Annotated in this window: 17 protein-coding genes, 5 tRNA genes and 1 pseudogene; 5 read left to right on the forward strand and 18 right to left on the reverse strand. The window is 40.6% G+C overall.

The genetic code is table 11. From position 1 onward, the window contains the following. From ACFQ38_RS00945 to ACFQ38_RS00970, 6 genes and pseudogenes are all read right to left on the reverse strand, one after another. Positions 1 to 249 (reverse strand): annotated as a pseudogene (locus ACFQ38_RS00945) (transposase family protein); the annotation flags it as partial. Positions 250 to 439: 190 nt separating this feature from the next. Then, positions 440 to 514, reverse strand: a tRNA-Gln gene (locus ACFQ38_RS00950). 17 nt (positions 515 to 531) lie between these two features. Then, positions 532 to 616: transfer RNA gene (locus tag ACFQ38_RS00955), tRNA-Tyr, on the reverse strand. 209 nt (positions 617 to 825) lie between these two features. Continuing rightward, positions 826 to 900, reverse strand: a tRNA-Glu gene (locus ACFQ38_RS00960). Between the two features lie 144 nt (positions 901 to 1,044). Beyond that, a tRNA-Thr gene (locus tag ACFQ38_RS00965) sits at positions 1,045 to 1,120 on the reverse strand. 7 nt (positions 1,121 to 1,127) lie between these two features. Then, positions 1,128 to 1,202: transfer RNA gene (locus ACFQ38_RS00970), tRNA-Asn, on the reverse strand. A gap of 274 nt (positions 1,203 to 1,476) precedes the next feature. On the opposite strand from ACFQ38_RS00970, the gene ACFQ38_RS00975 reads away from it, so the two are divergent. Further along, complete coding sequence (locus ACFQ38_RS00975) at positions 1,477 to 2,142, forward strand: polysaccharide deacetylase family protein (protein WP_336824734.1); 666 nt, start codon at positions 1,477 to 1,479, stop codon at positions 2,140 to 2,142. A gap of 31 nt (positions 2,143 to 2,173) precedes the next feature. Here the strand turns inward: ACFQ38_RS00975 and ACFQ38_RS00980 are convergent, their stop codons facing one another. Then, complete coding sequence (locus ACFQ38_RS00980) at positions 2,174 to 2,878, reverse strand: KinB-signaling pathway activation protein (RefSeq protein ID WP_336824733.1); 705 nt, start codon at positions 2,876 to 2,878, stop codon at positions 2,174 to 2,176. 142 nt (positions 2,879 to 3,020) lie between these two features. On the opposite strand from ACFQ38_RS00980, the gene gerD reads away from it, so the two are divergent. Continuing rightward, positions 3,021 to 3,635: a spore germination lipoprotein GerD gene (gerD, locus tag ACFQ38_RS00985; RefSeq protein ID WP_336824732.1), complete on the forward strand. Its 615-nt coding sequence runs from the start codon at positions 3,021 to 3,023 to the stop codon at positions 3,633 to 3,635. 144 nt (positions 3,636 to 3,779) lie between these two features. Here the strand turns inward: gerD and ACFQ38_RS00990 are convergent, their stop codons facing one another. From ACFQ38_RS00990 to ACFQ38_RS01005, 4 genes are all read right to left on the reverse strand, one after another. Continuing rightward, complete coding sequence (locus tag ACFQ38_RS00990) at positions 3,780 to 4,838, reverse strand: Mrp/NBP35 family ATP-binding protein (RefSeq protein ID WP_336824731.1); 1,059 nt, start codon at positions 4,836 to 4,838, stop codon at positions 3,780 to 3,782. Positions 4,839 to 4,914: 76 nt separating this feature from the next. Next, entirely contained in the window at positions 4,915 to 5,634 is a 720-nt protein-coding gene (locus tag ACFQ38_RS00995; protein ID WP_336824730.1) for an N-acetylmuramoyl-L-alanine amidase, read from the reverse strand. A 186-nt stretch (positions 5,635 to 5,820) separates the two neighbouring features. Then, entirely contained in the window at positions 5,821 to 6,123 is a 303-nt protein-coding gene (locus ACFQ38_RS01000; protein ID WP_336824729.1) for a rhodanese-like domain-containing protein, read from the reverse strand. A gap of 76 nt (positions 6,124 to 6,199) precedes the next feature. Then, positions 6,200 to 7,258 (reverse strand): LLM class flavin-dependent oxidoreductase, encoded by a 1,059-nt coding sequence (locus tag ACFQ38_RS01005; RefSeq protein ID WP_336824728.1) that lies wholly within the window; start codon positions 7,256 to 7,258, stop codon positions 6,200 to 6,202. 134 nt (positions 7,259 to 7,392) lie between these two features. On the opposite strand from ACFQ38_RS01005, the gene ACFQ38_RS01010 reads away from it, so the two are divergent. Beyond that, on the forward strand, positions 7,393 to 7,752 hold the full coding sequence (locus ACFQ38_RS01010) for a winged helix-turn-helix transcriptional regulator (RefSeq protein WP_336824727.1): 360 nt from the start codon (positions 7,393 to 7,395) through the stop codon (positions 7,750 to 7,752). 45 nt (positions 7,753 to 7,797) lie between these two features. Here ACFQ38_RS01010 and ACFQ38_RS01015 read toward each other — a convergent pair whose 3' ends face one another. From ACFQ38_RS01015 to ACFQ38_RS01030, 4 genes are all read right to left on the reverse strand, one after another. Continuing rightward, entirely contained in the window at positions 7,798 to 8,253 is a 456-nt protein-coding gene (locus ACFQ38_RS01015; protein ID WP_336824726.1) for a MarR family winged helix-turn-helix transcriptional regulator, read from the reverse strand. Between the two features lie 40 nt (positions 8,254 to 8,293). Next, positions 8,294 to 9,229: a ring-cleaving dioxygenase gene (locus tag ACFQ38_RS01020; protein ID WP_381479556.1), complete on the reverse strand. Its 936-nt coding sequence runs from the start codon at positions 9,227 to 9,229 to the stop codon at positions 8,294 to 8,296. Positions 9,230 to 9,800: 571 nt separating this feature from the next. After that, a complete protein-coding gene (locus ACFQ38_RS01025) occupies positions 9,801 to 11,132 on the reverse strand; it encodes an MATE family efflux transporter (protein ID WP_381479557.1) in 1,332 nt (443 codons plus the stop codon). After that, the gene (locus ACFQ38_RS01030) at positions 11,110 to 11,364 is read right to left on the reverse strand and encodes a hypothetical protein (RefSeq protein ID WP_336824722.1); all 255 of its coding nucleotides are present in this window, start codon (positions 11,362 to 11,364) and stop codon (positions 11,110 to 11,112) included. The genes ACFQ38_RS01025 and ACFQ38_RS01030 overlap by 23 nt, the downstream gene beginning before the upstream one ends. Before the next feature lie 84 nt (positions 11,365 to 11,448). Between ACFQ38_RS01030 and ACFQ38_RS01035 the strand changes: the two genes are divergently transcribed. Further along, entirely contained in the window at positions 11,449 to 12,279 is an 831-nt protein-coding gene (locus tag ACFQ38_RS01035; RefSeq protein WP_381479558.1) for a MerR family transcriptional regulator, read from the forward strand. 114 nt (positions 12,280 to 12,393) lie between these two features. On the opposite strand, the gene ACFQ38_RS01040 is transcribed toward ACFQ38_RS01035, so the two are convergent. Then, on the reverse strand, positions 12,394 to 13,455 hold the full coding sequence (locus tag ACFQ38_RS01040; RefSeq protein WP_336824721.1) for a suppressor of fused domain protein: 1,062 nt from the start codon (positions 13,453 to 13,455) through the stop codon (positions 12,394 to 12,396). 120 nt (positions 13,456 to 13,575) lie between these two features. Continuing rightward, complete coding sequence (locus tag ACFQ38_RS01045) at positions 13,576 to 14,001, reverse strand: hypothetical protein (RefSeq protein WP_381479559.1); 426 nt, start codon at positions 13,999 to 14,001, stop codon at positions 13,576 to 13,578. A gap of 151 nt (positions 14,002 to 14,152) precedes the next feature. On the opposite strand from ACFQ38_RS01045, the gene ACFQ38_RS01050 reads away from it, so the two are divergent. Beyond that, complete coding sequence (locus tag ACFQ38_RS01050) at positions 14,153 to 15,160, forward strand: ketoacyl-ACP synthase III (RefSeq protein ID WP_381479560.1); 1,008 nt, start codon at positions 14,153 to 14,155, stop codon at positions 15,158 to 15,160. Positions 15,161 to 15,290: 130 nt separating this feature from the next. Here the strand turns inward: ACFQ38_RS01050 and ACFQ38_RS01055 are convergent, their stop codons facing one another. Continuing rightward, on the reverse strand, positions 15,291 to 16,094 hold the full coding sequence (locus ACFQ38_RS01055) for a nucleotidyltransferase (RefSeq protein WP_336825082.1): 804 nt from the start codon (positions 16,092 to 16,094) through the stop codon (positions 15,291 to 15,293). Positions 16,095 to 16,236 lie beyond the last annotated feature (142 nt).

Raw genomic sequence — 16,236 nt, forward strand, 5'->3', positions numbered from 1 at the left:
TCGGACACGGACGACCTGATTCCACTCTTTCGTGTATCGTTGATACTTCTCCACGAAGGGAGATGTCTCCGAAAAGCGTTTTCCACATGAACAGGCATACCTGCGCCGTTTATAGAAGAGGACCGTTAAACGCTCAAACCACTTGAGGTGCTTGACCTTCTGCATGCGGTAGTCATGGATCTTAGTTGTCATCGCCCCACACTGAGGACATTTGTGAGGCTGCCTTGGAAGCGAAACGTGAAGTGCGGTATGCTCCCCAACCTCCTCTATCTNAAAAAAGAATTCTTTTCAAAAATGAAAAGAATTCACATGGATAAGTAAAGTAGTATGTAGTTAACGTAGTTCATAAAGTTATGGTTTTGAAGCTATTTTGCTTTTGCTTATCGCTTCATTTGAAACTATAAGCAAAACTTTTTAACCGTATAGCGTTTAAAAAGTTTGGCTGGGGTAGCTGGATTCGAACCAACGAATGACGGAGTCAAAGTCCGTTGCCTTACCGCTTGGCTATACCCCAATATTTTTATGTATAAATGGTGGTGGGGGACGGATTCGAACCGCCGAACCCTGAGGGAGCGGATTTACAGTCCGCCGCGTTTAGCCACTTCGCTACCCCACCGGGTTAAAATTGTGATAAGCTGCGCATCTCTTTGTCAGCTTCTTTCATTCATTCGGTCACGTACCTTTGTACGATCCCTCTTTCATTCAATCGCTTCCGCGACCTGCTTGCTTCTCCCAATTTTAACAGGAGTATTGTGATAAGCTCCGCATCTCTCTGTCAGCTTCTATTTTAAAAAGGAGACATTACGAAACTCTTAAAAACAAACATGGTGACCCCTACGGGATTCGAACCCGTGTTACCGCCGTGAAAGGGCGGTGTCTTAACCGCTTGACCAAGGGGCCTTCATAAATAATCAAGACAAATGTTATAGTAACAAATCTGTCTTCAACAAGCAAGGTGTTTTTTAAAATTCATTTCAAAATTCTTCGACTGGTTCTCCACATAAAAAAAGCGACTCCCAATTCACAGGGAATTGCAATTTCTTCTGGAGCTTCCAGCCGGGCTCGAACCGGCGACCTCTTCCTTACCATGGAAGCACTCTACCTGCTGAGCTATGGAAGCATAAAAATGGCTCCGCAGGTAGGACTCGAACCTACGACCGATCGGTTAACAGCCGATTGCTCTACCACTGAGCTACTGCGGAATCGTATTAACTTTCATAACGTCATAAGAGACAAATCATATTATAGCGAAGGGGCAAAATGAAATCAAGTCTTTTTTCAAAAAAGTTTTTTTAACCCCCTGACGACTTTTTTATACTACCATGTTCCACTCATATTGGTCAAGCCTCAATCATAAAGTAATTTAGACAATAAAGCTTTATGCAGAAAAGGGTTTGTAAAACCTGTTGCATAAAGGTTTTCAATTAATAGCGACCCGTTCATTCGGGATATTTTATGCAGCAAAGGGGACTGAATATGAAATACAAGCTACTTTTACTCATCACTATTTGCACTATTTTGGTCTTAATCTTTCCCCAAGTTCCGGGAACAAGCAAATTGACCCAAGTATTCCGTTTGACGAACGAGCCGAACGACGTAATTACACAAGGCACATCTGGTACGGCACTTACGATCAATATTTCTTTTGGGGATAAGGAAGCCACTGAATTGATTAAAAGCTTGGAGGCACCATATCCGCTTTTGCTCATTGATGTAGATTGGGCTGAACGTTTTCCTGAGACGGTTGAATTGATTAAGAAAAAGAATATTCCTACCGGATTGTTGGGACATGCAGGCATGGAATATGAACAAGACATTCCATTGCTAATCGAACAAATCAAAAAATATGAAACGATTTTTGACAGCAAGCCTTTATGGTTCAGGTCAATGGATGAGCAGTTCCCCTATAATTTACGAGCAGCATTATGGGAATCTCAAGTAAATGCATTAGGCTCAACGCGCATTTGGGAAGGCGGAGAATCTCCTCCAGTCATTGAGGGTGAAATATTATCTCTTCCTCACCATCGAAACAAGCGGATCTCCATACAAGATCTAAAAAAACTGCAGGAAAATCGAGATATTAAAACGTTGGAAGATGTCCTTTTCAGTATGACAATCAAAACAAAAAAAATACCAAAATAAATGCGATGCCCAACAAACAGGGCATCGCTCTTTATTTTGCTTTTACTTTTTTGCCTTTCGCTTTAGCATTATTGGCAGCTTCCGCTTTTCTTGCTTTTCGACGCTCGTCCAGCTTCGCCTTATCTTCATCCGATTGGCGGTTATATTTTGGCAATGCCAACAGTTGGTATGCGTTAACAGCTAACAACGGGAACAATAAGATTGTTACCCATGAATCTATATTGCCTGAACGCACCATCAAAGCCGGTAACCATTCAAGAGTTGTAATAACGATCATGAAGAATAGTGCAGAAATAAGTGTATGCTTTTTCGTCCATTTTGCTTTGAAATAGGCAGTAACAATAGAAACAGCCAATAGTGAAAATAAAAGCATTAAATACAATAACGTACGACCCGTATCGTCAGATGTTAATTTGAACCTGAAAAAGATTAGGTCGAATAAAACAACAGCGATAATCAATAGCTGAACCCAGTTCCACAAAGTAAGCGATCTGAATAAATTCACACCGAATTGGTGAACTGTCAAATAGGCAAAGAATCCCATTTGTGCTACAACACTCATTGTAAAGCCTAAAAAAACCATCCAAATGAACGCACCTAAAAACTCTATAATTTCACCGTTCGTCAAATAATGCGAAAAGAATTCCCAACGGACGATCAAACCGACGATCGCCGTGACAAGTCCACCGATAGCCATTGCTCTCAAGAAAAATTTAACCCAATTTCGTATTGTCAAAATACTGTTCCCCCGTTTTTGATTGCTCCCAATAGTGTACCAACGTTTGAAAGAAAAATCTATTTCATAGCATGCTTTATGCATATTCCTGCTTATAATGTGAACAATAATTGAAAAAGCACTCGAAGGGATTTTGATTTCTATGATCAAAAGATGGATGTACTTATCGATCATCCTTTTAATCCTATCTGCCTGCAGTCCACAGCAAAATTCCCCCACTTTTGACGAAATGAAAAAGATGATGTCGGATGCTTTACAAACAGAGGATGGAAAAAAGGCAGTTCGGAAGATGCTGTCAGATCCAGAGTTTCGTGAATTAATGGTGCTAGAGCAGCCCGAAGTAAAAAAATCCATTGAAGATACACTACTGTCAAAAAAAGGGGAAGAATTTTGGAAACAGGCATTTGAGGATCCCAAATTTACTGAAGCTATCGCCAAGAGCATGAAAGAACAGCAACAGGACATTATGTCCAAGCTTATTAATGATTCGTCCTTCCAACATGAAATGGTAACATTTTTCGGTCAAGCAGATATGCAAAAACAGTTAGAAACAATTTTGCAATCCGCCAATATGAAAAAGGAAATAGAAAAGTCCGTAGAGGATACGATCAACAATCCATTGCTACAAGCAAAATGGCAAGAATTGATTCTCAAAGCCGGCAACGTACAACCTACAAAAGAAAAGGGCGGAGACAAAGGCAGCAGTGGAAATCAAGAACAGCAAGGCGGCGGACAACAGGGCGGTGGGGGCCAATAAGCCCTCCACCGCCTAACTATTTAAGAAGACTTACACCGCTTTCTAAGCAAGGAGACTACTATCTCAACAAAAAAAGACTGTAAATAATGTAAAAAGATACATTGTCTACAGTCTGAGAGATGAAGCCAATATGGCATCCATCGCTTACTTTTTCGTTTTATCAATCACTTTTTGAGCAATGTCATAATAAATTTTACCAATCGGATGGTTTTCTGCGTAGACGGAAGGAGCGAAATCTTCTTCGTTCCAATCCGGTTGACCTAACGGGATTTGACCTAATACTTCTGTCCGGAGTTCTTCCGCAAGACGCGTACCGCCCCCTTGTCCAAAAACAAACTCTTTCTCATTCGTTACTTTAGATTGGAACCAAGCCATGTTTTCAATAACACCTAAAATCGAGTGATCCGTTTGAAGTGCCATCGCACCAGCACGCGCCGCTACAAAGGCAGCTGTTGGATGCGGTGTTGTTACAACAATTTCTTTCGTCGTTGGAATCATTTGGTGAATATCAAGCGCAACATCGCCTGTCCCTGGCGGCAAGTCCAAGATTAGGTAATCAAGCTCTCCCCATTCTACATCTCTGAAAAATTGATCCAATACTTTTCCTAACATAGGTCCGCGCCATACGACTGGAGCGTTATCTTCAACGAAGAAGCCCATGGAAATGACCTTCACTCCGAAGCGTTCCACAGGAATGATCCGCTCTCCGCGAACGATTGGCAAATCAGTAATACCCATCATATCCGGTATGCTGAAACCATAAATATCCGCATCAATCAGACCTACTTTCTTACCAAGGCGCGCAAGAGATACGGCCAAGTTTACAGACACAGTCGACTTCCCAACTCCGCCCTTTCCGGAAGCAATTGAGATGAATTCAACATTGTTCAAAGGAGATAACAAATCTTGCGCTTCCGCAGCAGTTGCCGTCCCTCTAAATTTTTCAAGCGTTTCTGCCGGCAACTCCTCGAAACGAATTCCAACCGAATCGGCACCGGCAGCTTTAATAACTTCTACCACTTTCATCTGCAAATTCATTTGCTCCGCTGTGTTGATTTTGGCGATCGCCAATTTTACACTCACATGCTTCTTTTCAGGTTTGACAGAGATACTGACAATCCCATCTGTTTCGGATAGTGGTTTATGTAAAAACGGATCCTTCAATTCGCCTACAACTTCACGGACTATTTGTTCGTTAATCAATTTAGACACTCCTTAGAGGTTAATCATTCTCCCCTAAGTATAACACAATGTAACCTATTCAAAGACTGTATGTGCTTTAATCCTCTTCACCTTCTGCCAAATAGAAATCCAAGATTCCATCTAAAATAGCATCCGCCACTTTGCCATGATAGGAAGGATCCGTCAACAATGCACGTTCTTCAGGGTTGGAAATGAATCCTGTCTCAATCAAAACGGACGGCATCGGCACTTTTTTCAACAAATAAACACCTTTAATCGCCAATGCTTCCCGATCCGTGTTTTTCAAGTTCTCTCGAAATGAATTTTGAATAGAGTTTGCTAATAACTCCCCGCCCGGATGCCCTTCTGGATGGAAAAACACTTGAGCTCCTCGCCATCTTTCTTCCGGAATCGCATTCACGTGCACACTAAGGAATAAATCAGGATTTTCCTCAATCGCAATGGACTCGCGCAATTTTAAATCAGCTAATTTCCTTTGCCGATTTGTGCCAAATTTCTCACTCGGTGCATGCTCCGCTAACGCATCTCCACCCTTTTCGCGCGTCATTACGACTACGGCACCTTTTTTTTCAAGCCGTTTCTTTAGCTCATGAGAAATGCTCAACGTAATATCACGCTCAACGACATCTCCTACCGAAGCTCCCCCATCCAGCCCGCCATGTCCAGGGTCAAGGACAATTTTGACGCCTGCCAACTGCTCGGGCATAAAGAAATTACGGTCTGACGCCTTCACGCCATACCATACAACTAAAAGGGAGCAAGCAAACAACAATCCAATGACCACCCATCGCTTCAATGCCACACCGCCTTTTTCCTCCACTATACGCAGCTAATGGCCAAGATATGATTGCTTGTATCATCGTTCTATTTTGTTTGTTAATGAACTTCTGCAAGCTTAATTTCGTTCAAATACCGATTGAAAAGAACAGTTGAACATGGATATCATCAATAAAAAAAGAGAGCACTGGGCTCCCAAAATTTTTTACTTAAATTCAACTTCACCTTTCCAGTCCAACATACCGCCAACCATATTCGTGACGTCGTATCCTTGTGCTTCTAAAAACTCAGCCGCGCGTCCGCTCCGCCCGCCTGATCGGCAAATCAGCACATATGGCGTCGCTTTATCAAGCTCTTCCATACGTTCCGGAATTTCTCCTAACGGAATATGAATTGCGCCGGAAATCATCCCTGTTGCAACCTCGTCATCTTCTCTTACATCGATGAGATTTAGCGTTTCTCCATTATCAAGCTTTTGAAGCAAGTCATCTGTCGTAATTTCCTTCATGTCAAATCCTCCTCATAACTGCTCCCTACATCTTATATAGGCAGGATGCATGCAGTCCAGCACTTTGATTTGCAGTTCAACTTTGTGAAGTGTATTTTTTGATTGCCGGCAAAATTTCATTGCCAATTAACTCAACATTTCTCATGAGTCGATCAAACGGCACACCACCGAAATCCATTTGAGCAATATAGCGTTGGTGATTGAAATTTTCATGTTGATAAAGTATTTTCTCAATAATTTGCTGAGGACTGCCGATGTTCATGACATCTCGTTTCGCCGATCCAGCCATGAAAAACTCCTTTGGATAACCTCTGCCGTTAGTGAGCTGCATGCCATTATTCACATGTGCATAATATTCCTCTTGTGCCTGTTGAGTCGTCTCGGCAGCATAGAAGAAGCCCGCTGTAGCAACGGGTAGTGTTGTCGTATCAAAGCCCTGACTTGCTGCCGCTTCTCGGTAAGCGTCAATTGAACGTTTAAACGTGCTCACAGGACCACCTAACGTAGCAATAAACATCGGAACACCAGCGAGTCCAGCTTTAATGGCGCTCCCTGTGCTTCCGCCAACTGCACGCCAAATTGGCAACGAACCATGCAACGGTCTCGGTAAAATGACCGCCTCCTGTAATGGGGCACGGAAATTGCCGCTCCAATTCACAACTTTCTCCTTGTTGATCTGTAACAATAGCTCAAACTTCTCTTCAAATAATTCTTCATAATTGTGGATATCATAACCTAACAACTGAAAAAGCCCTACACGGGATGCTCGTCCCGCAACAATTTCAGCTCTTCCTCCCGAGATCAAATCGATCGTTGCGAAATCCTCATATACCCGCACAGGATCGGACGTACTAATAATTGTAGAGGAACTGCCTAATTTAATTGTTTCTGTCGCTTGCGCAATTGCGGACAATACTACTGTGTGTGCCTGCGTCGTAAAATATTCCTGATGACTTTCTCCAACACTGAAAAAGTCAATGCCCGCCTGCTCTGCCAATTTCGCTAGCTCAATGATCTCCTCAATACGCCGGGCTGCAGAAATTCGTTCACCCGTCCAAGGATTTGAAATATGATCTCCCAACGTATACAGCCCGAACTCCAATCCATTCTTCGGGTCAATTCGATATTTCTTCATTGATAACCACCCTTTTCTCTATTCATGCTACTTTTTGATCCATTACGATCATTTTATTGGTTTAAAGCAATATTTATAAGTACGCACTTAAATGTTGTATAGTATAGAAAAAGATACTGATAGGAGGAAGACACTTGGCAAAAAAACCAGAGCTTTGCAAAGTCGATGATGCATTAGAAATTTTAGTTGGCAAGTGGAAGCCGCTCATTCTTTTGCATTTATTAAATGAAGGAACGAAACGGTTCAACGAACTTAAAAGAAGCATCCCCGGCATAACGCAAAAAATGCTGACAACACAATTGCGAGAATTGGAATCAGAAGACATCATCAAGCGAAAAGTATACGCACAAGTGCCTCCAAAAGTTGAATATTCCATTACAGAATACGGCAGAAGTTTAGAACCGATTTTAGAAGCGATGCATGAATGGGGACTAAAGCATACATTGCACAAGATAGAAATGGCTAAAAACAATAGCCAAACTGCAGACGAATAAAAGGATAGCCATTGCGTCATCTTTGACCAAATGGCTACCCTATTTTCATTTCAGTTTATCAGCGTAAAAACCTAACTTTTTCAACTGCTCGATCATCATCTTTTTCTCATCCATATCTAATCCAGCACATATTTCCTCAATTGACTTTTTATGTGTAGGAAAAACTTCATCCATGAATGCAGTTCCCTCCTCCGTAATCGTCGCATACGTAATCCGACGGTCCGTAGGACAAGGCTTTCTCTTCAATAAACCCTTCTCTTCTAACTTATCTACGACATACGTAATACTGCTGCTTGCAATCAATACCTTCTCGCCGATCTTTTGGATCGGCTGCTCCCCTTTGCTATAAATCAATTCAAGCACTGCAAACTCGGTCGTATTTAACCCTAAACATTTAATATCCGCTTCCACGCGCTTCTTGATCGATTCAAAGGTCCGCGTCAATACGACAAATAACTTAAGTGACAATTCTTCCTGTAACGTTTCATTTCGAGTTTCCATAATCATCAACCCTCTTTATTGGCTCGTTCATAGTCACCAGTTACGACGGTTCTCTCACTTCAATAGGAATTAATCGCTGTTCAAGCTGCTCTCTGTACTGTTCGTACTGTGTAGGCAACATGAGCTGCTCTCCCATCTTTTCTAGCGGCTCATCAATTGCAAATCCTGGAGGATCTGTCGCAATTTCAAACAAAATTTCGCCAAACTCCCTGAAATAGATTGCATTAAAATAATTCCGATCCTGAACAGGTGTTACATGATAGCCTTTTTCAGCAACATATTGTTGCCATTCCAATTGATCCTCGTCATCTTTCGCTCTCCATGCGATATGGTGAACCGTTCCAACACCCATTTGTCCTCTTCCTTGTGGCTCCGTTTTCAAATCGATGATATTGCCGATAGCCGCAGATGAACGGAAGCGGATCAAATCTCCTTCTTCCCCGATACGTTCAAATCCCATAATTTCTTCTAACAGCTTTGCTGTTTTACTTGGCTGAGAGGAATAAAGCGTTGCACCGCCAAAGCCTTTAATGGCAACGTCCGGCGTCACTCCACCGAATGTCCACGTATTCAATGCCCCTTCTTCTCTTTCAACAATTTCCAAATGAAGGCCATGAGGGTCATCGAATGTTAAATATTGTTCTCCAAAACGTTCAGTTTTGTTATAAGAAATATTGAACGCCTCCAATCTTTGCGTCCAAAACCCAATTGCACCCGTTGGTACAACGTAAGAAGTAACACCAACTTGACCGTCGCCAATTTTTCCTTTATACGCATCCGCCCAAGGGAAAAACGTAATGATCGTACCTGGCTTCCCGCCTTCATCGCCAAAATACAAATGGTACGTACCTGGATCATCAAAGTTCACTGTTTGCTTCACTAACCGAAGCCCCAACACCCCTGCATAAAAATCAACATTTTCCTGCGGATGACCAACAATTGCTGTAATATGGTGAATTCCACTAGTCTTTTTCACATTGATCCACTCCTATCTATTAATCGACATATCACGAAAATATATATTTCGAATTCGAGATATATAACTAAAAAAATATTCAAACTGCACATTATCTTGAATTCAAGATAATTTTATCACCCATCCGACCGCCTGTCAACCATTAGACTAATTACGAATACTATTCCCATATACCATCTAAAATTAACATAAGCATCAACAAAAAATGGTCCACTCTGTGAATGAGCAGACCAATTTTTTCCATATACCGCATAAATCAAATTAACAAAGCATAAATTCCTAAACGCACGTATAACGCAAATCTACAACGCATATCCCCACATTCAAACGCATAAATCACAACAAACCCGCATAAAACCCCATACTCACGCATAACACATTTCTATAACGCATAACCCTACGAATTTGCCGCACAAATCACATCCACACCCCTAACAAACAACCTGCTTTTTCCGCACCATCTACCAAAAACTCCGGCCTCGAACTCCATCCGCCTTTTAAAATATAATCTTATCCACCAACAAACAAAAACTTCAAAGTTCCGGTATAATCACCACTTCTTCATACAAAATCATGAAGAAATGGTCTTCGGATTTTTCTTTACATAATAGAGAATAAGCAGCGCTGTAATACTTTCAGCAACAGGGAATGTCCACCAAATTGCATTTGCCCCAAATACGATCGGCAATACGATGAGTGCTGGCACAAATAATAGAATACTGCGCAATAACATAATCAATGATGCAAGCCTTGTCTTTTCAATAGACTGAAAGAACTCTGCAAACACCATATTAATCCCTAAAAATAGATAACCGATCGCAAATTGCACAAAACCACGTGATGCCATTTCACGAATTTCCGTTGTATTGTCACCGAATACTGCAATGATCTGTGTAGGAAATAACATTGCAGCAAACACAATGACGAATCCTAAAATGAGTGCAGTGGTGATACCTATTTTTAGAAGTGCTGTCACTCTATTCATTAACTTAGCGCCGTAATGATAGCTGACGATCGGCTGGAGTGCCATGCCAATCCCGTAAAACATCATTAACAGCACTGTATGAATATAGTTGACCATCGCATAGGCCGTGACGCCGTCATCTCCCAAATAATGTAGAAACGTAACATTGAACAAAATTACGATAACAGCTACTGAAGCTTCTACGATGAAGCTTGGCAAACCAATTGCAAATATGCTTTTCACATCTGCCCAGTTAAAAAACTTTCGGACAAACTTCAACTGAGACTGCTTACGGAAGAAGTGAAGGCATAGTACAGCAGCTCCTGTCATCGTGGAAATGACAGTAGCCAACGCACAGCCCGTAACTCCGTAGTCAAGTACGAATATAAAGAGATAATTTAATACGATATTCAAAATAGATGTTGTAATCAAACCGATCATTGCAAGCTTTGGGTTCCCATCGTTTCTAATGAATATACTCAACATATTTTCTATCGTATAAAAGATCCCAAACAACAAAATGATATACAAATACTCTTTTACATAAGGATAGGTACTGTCGTTAGCACCAAACAGATAAGCAATGCTTTGCAGGTTGAATAACAATGAAATGATCAAAACAACAACAACTGCAATCATCGCAAAAAATGACAATGTAAATATTCGATGAGCACGTTCCACATTATTTTGACCAAGTGCTATCGAATAAAGCGTTGCACCACCCATCCCGATCCAAAGGGAAATTGATAGCAAAATAGAGAAGATCGGGACCGCAATATTTACTCCTGCTAATGCCGTCGGTCCTACCCCATGACTTACAAATATTCCATCCACTAAAATATTGATCGACATGAGCACCATACCGATCATAGCGGGAAATAAGTAAGATAAAAACAATGGCTTTAGAGGTCTAGTCTCAATTACATTCATAGTTGTCATCATATCTCACCTTCTTGATCATTACCTGTTCTCCGTGATTCTGTAAAAACGAACCATACAACGCAAGTCCTACCGCAGTACCTGTTCTATCAAGTACAAAACGCAGATCCTTTTTAGCATCTACAATGTATTGCAACGTCATTTCAATACAATCTTGTTGAGCGTCAGCAGTATGCAACGATAAGATTTCATCATTACTTACACCAGTATTGTTCCGATATTCTGAGAACATATTGTCAAAACCTTTCTATCTGTTTTATGGATAGATATAATCTAAGGTATATAGTTACTATATAGTCAAGAAGGAGAATATAAATTGTCAAATCGAAAAATTAAGTACTTTACGACTGGTGAATTTGCCAAGCTATGCAAAGTAAATAAACAAACGCTCATTTATTATGATCAAATCGGTTTACTATCACCCGCTATGAAAGATGAGAAAGACTACCGTTACTATTCGATTGCGCAATATGATTTTTTTAGCGTAATTGAATTATTAAAAGCGGTTGGCATGTCATTGAAGGAAATCCAAACGTATATGGCAAATAAATCACCCCATCATTTTTTGCAATTAATGCAGCAACAAAAAGAGGTTGTAGAGAAAAAGCGACAAGAACTAAGAATGATTGAAAGTATGATCGACGTGAAAATACGTTCAACTGAGGAGGCACTGCATCTCGATTTTGACAGCATTACAATTCAGCATTTACCGGAAGAAGTTTTGTATCTAAGCAAAAACATTGAAGATTCCTCGGAAGAGCAATTTGTCGAAGCAGTCTCCGATTTCATTGATGAATTATACCGTTCACAATTAGATACAGGTCATCCGATTGGCGCTATTACAAAGAGGGACCAAATATTAGCCGGCAACTACGATAATTATTCCTTCTTATATATGGAACAGCCCTTTCCACGCGAAGGGCATTCTTATTTCAAGACCATTGAAGGAGAAGTCATTATCGGATATCACGTAGGGACCGTTAGTACAATTGAACAAACATATGAACGATTATTTGCCTTTATGGAAGAGCAACATTATCGGCTAGGCCAGTATGTATATGAGGAATATGTTTACGATGCTTTTATTAAAAATGACGAGGAAGAGTATGTGACAAAAATAATGTTAGAAGTTGAAAAAGAAAGTTGAATGCAATCCAATTATGTTTTTGCGAAATAAAAAAGTCGATTTCCCTCAAAAGGAAGTCGACTTTTAAGCATTTCACTCTTATAGTAATGAAAGCATATTTCCTGCAACCTACTATTAACCAATCGTTTTGACAACACGCCCGTCCTGATCGGTAATGTTCGTTTGAACTATGCGCACCATGAATCCGTCCTTCGCAGAAACATTAAATTCACTCTGCTTCGGTCGCAATTTGTTGCTCATTTCCGTAACAGTATGCTCATCTAATACAATCCGGACTTCATCGTCCCCTGCAGAATAGCCCGACTGCTCTCCTGCCTCAAAAACAATACGGCTTTCAGGACCTGACAACGTCAGCTTCCGATTTTTAAGAAGGCGTCCGCGCAATAGTTTTCCAATAATGTCAGCTTGCTTCGCTCCAATCGTTAAAATAGACGGAGATTTGCGTAGCCACCCTTTTTTCCCGTTCTCCCAGGAGAGTTGATCGACAAATAGGATGCCCGTATTGGAGCCATCATGCTCCATTCCAGTTTGCACCGCCTTTGAAACCGCTTCATCCTCCAATAATGATGCACGATTCAAATCCGTCATATAAGAAGGAATATGCGGCAATCCAGATTCAAGCAACCCTACTGTATTCCATATTTGCATCGCTTCCAATTCATCCTTTGTAATGCCGACCATTTGCAAAAATTGCACTTGCCCATTTGGCGTATCGATCGTTCCCACTTCCGGATCAGCTATGAAAGCAAGTGCTGTCAGTTGAGTATTCGATTCCAAGCAGATTGGACCATTTGCATCTAAATAGTCACCCGATCGAAATACATTGCCGCTATTAAATACATATCTCCCCATATTTTGCAGCAAATTTAAAGCCCATGCAGGTGGTTCCTCCTCATCTTTTTCCTTAACTAACCGAAACGTCAATTCAAACCCATATCCACTTTCCTCTGCATAATCGGATTCCTTTTCGTACAGCTCCGAAAACCCATACGTAACGAAATGCCAATGCGGAAGCGGCGAGTCGGACGAATAGACACTTATTCCGTCTAACGGATCAGATCCCCCTAAAGCATAGGATATGAGCGTGCCGTAATGCTTCGGTTCCTGTTCTCCATAAATTCGCTCCATCGCTGCATCAATCGCATCCCAACCAGCCGTGATCACTTCTTCACTCATGAACCCGCCCCCAAGATTTCAATGTATGTATAGTGTAAATGTTTTCCTGTTTTGACGTCTATCAAATAGATCGAAATAAAGAAAAAGGACCTAATTACAGTCCTTTGGGCGCACACTATTTTATTGAAAGAATTCAAGCAATGTCACCGGCGTTTCTTCAAAAGGAGTATAGATTGTGTGTGTATCTTCTGTGCGCATTAAAGTATTGATCATCCCGCTATCACCTATCCAGCAGTAAAAACTTTCTTCAACACCGTGCTCATAAAGGAGGTTCATGTAAAAATCCGGTTCGATAATATTAACGATGCCGTCTTCTTTTACCGCACTATTCACGATGCTCCTTATCGATACAATGGAGTCTACATCTTGTAGAACAGTTTCACCCGCTCCCCCTATTTCTGAAATCGTGATTTTCACAATCTGTTCATCTAACAACAACTCATTGTTTTCCGACTGTTGCATAGAAGCGTGATTTACTTCTACGGCCTGACATCCTAACAGAATGAGTAGCAGCCACAATAAAAAGAAGCACTTCATTTTCCTCACTCTCAATCTCCCCAATCCAATGCTATTCCATAAATTAGACGGTCAACCTTATCCGACGTTTCGTTCTATTTTGAATTGACTTTCAATACTGCAAGTCGTTATAATTATAACCAGGTGATAGTATCAACTATTAAAATGAGGAGTGGATTGAATGATAGGAGCTAAAATATCAGCGATCGGTACTTATGTACCCGAAAAAAGATTAACAAACTCCGATCTTGAACAAATGGTTGAAACAAACAGTGAATGGATTATTCAAAGAACCGGCATTCACGAGCGCAGAATTACTCGTGTCGATGAATTTACGAGTGATATATGCGTTTCTGCCATAAAAGATTTAATGCATAGATACAATAAAAAAATTGAAGATGTAGACATGATTATTGTCGCAACAAGCACACCAGATTTCCCATTTCCTTCTGTAGCAAGCATCATTCAGGAACGTTTGAGCATTCCCCAAACCGGCGCGATGGATTTAAGCGCAGCGTGTGCAGGGTTTGTATATGCATTGCATACGGCACATAGCTATATTGCATCTGGGCTTCACAAAAAAGTAATCGTTGTGGGAGCAGATACATTATCCAAAATTACGGACTACACAGATCGAAACACATGTGTGTTATTCGGTGACGGCGCTGGTGCAGTATTGGTAGAAAGGGACGAACAAGCAAATAGCTTCGAAGGATTTCAATTAGGAAGCGACGGAAGTGGAGCACAGCATGTCTACCGAACAGGACTATCAAAAAGAGTAAATGATATCGAGTTAGTCGACACTAAATTTCTTGTACAAAATGGCAGGGAGGTTTTCCGTTGGGTAGTACGGAATGTCCCCGAAAATATAGAGAAATTGTTGAAAAAAACGGAAATAACCTTAGAGCAAATCGATTGGTTCATACCTCATAGCGCGAACTTGCGCTTAATAGAGCCGATTTGCGACAAATTGCACTACCCGATGGACAAAACGTTATACAGCTTAGTCAACTTCGGTAATACTTCTGCTGCTACAATTCCACTATCCCTCGACATTGGAATCCGTGATGGAAAAGTTAAAAATGGAGATCGGGTCCTTATGTATGGCTTTGGAAGTGGATTGGTGCACGCAGGGCAAATTTTAAAGATTGATCTTGATGAGGAAGTCCATGTACCACATCCATTTTGACGCATGTGTTAACATAAGAAAATAGATGTCATTTCAAGGCTACGATTCCGGAATAGACGCTAAAAACCATCTTTTATGAAGAAAAGCCGCATTCTTTAGTTAAGAAATGCGGCTTTTCTTCATATCTCTGTTATTCCTTATGATAACAGTATAATTTAGCAATCAACTCTTTTTTTACTTCTATCTGATAGCTACGGGCAAGCAAGTCATGCAGTTTTCCAAAAAGCTTTAAAGCGTTATAATACGCATTTTTAATCTCTTCTTCATGTAAAGAAGCAGTCGTAGCAGCATAATCATTGTAAAAATCAGCGCTAATATCATTTTCGAGATTTTTCGTACTGTTTAACCAACGTTCAACTGTACGCTCATTCACTCTAATCAACTGCAATATGAATTTCTGTACTTGGGAAAGAATCTCTAAAGAGCGCGCGAACTCTCCCCTTTTCAGTACATTCACACCGAATAACCATGCATTTACAAAATTATTGAATGCAAAATTCACATTCTCATTTGTCATTCTTTCCGGACCAGCCCCGCTAATATACTCAAGCAAAGGAATTAGCCTGTTTGTAGAATCGTACATATACATGGACTCAACATTAGGAAATACACCTGTCGGTTTAAAGCTTTTTATAATATCCATTTGGGATTCGGGCAGAAAATGAAATTCTCCTCGAATCATGTTGGTAAAAACGACGACTTCGGTTCCGTATTCATTGTAAAAGAGTAGCTCAATTGGCGAAATTGCGGAGATCCAATCTTTCGAACTAAAATGATCGATTCTATGATCATCGATGAAAATATAAAACTCAACATCAGAATACTGATCGCCTTCACCTTTCGTAAAAGAACCATACATCATACACGATGACACGGATTGATCTTGAATACATTTATCTTTCACTCTTTGAATGATTTCTTTTTGAATTAACATATAAGTATCCCCCTCATCTTTTATTTTCTAAAGAAGGGAATGATCTACTACCGGACAGCATGAGCAACACATATTTAATGCTCCTTCCACTACGTAATCCAAACAATTGTAACATATTATTATTCAGTCTCCCATATATAAA

Source organism: Sporosarcina contaminans, from assembly GCF_042679045.1.
Lineage (GTDB): Bacteria > Bacillota > Bacilli > Bacillales_A > Planococcaceae > Sporosarcina > Sporosarcina contaminans.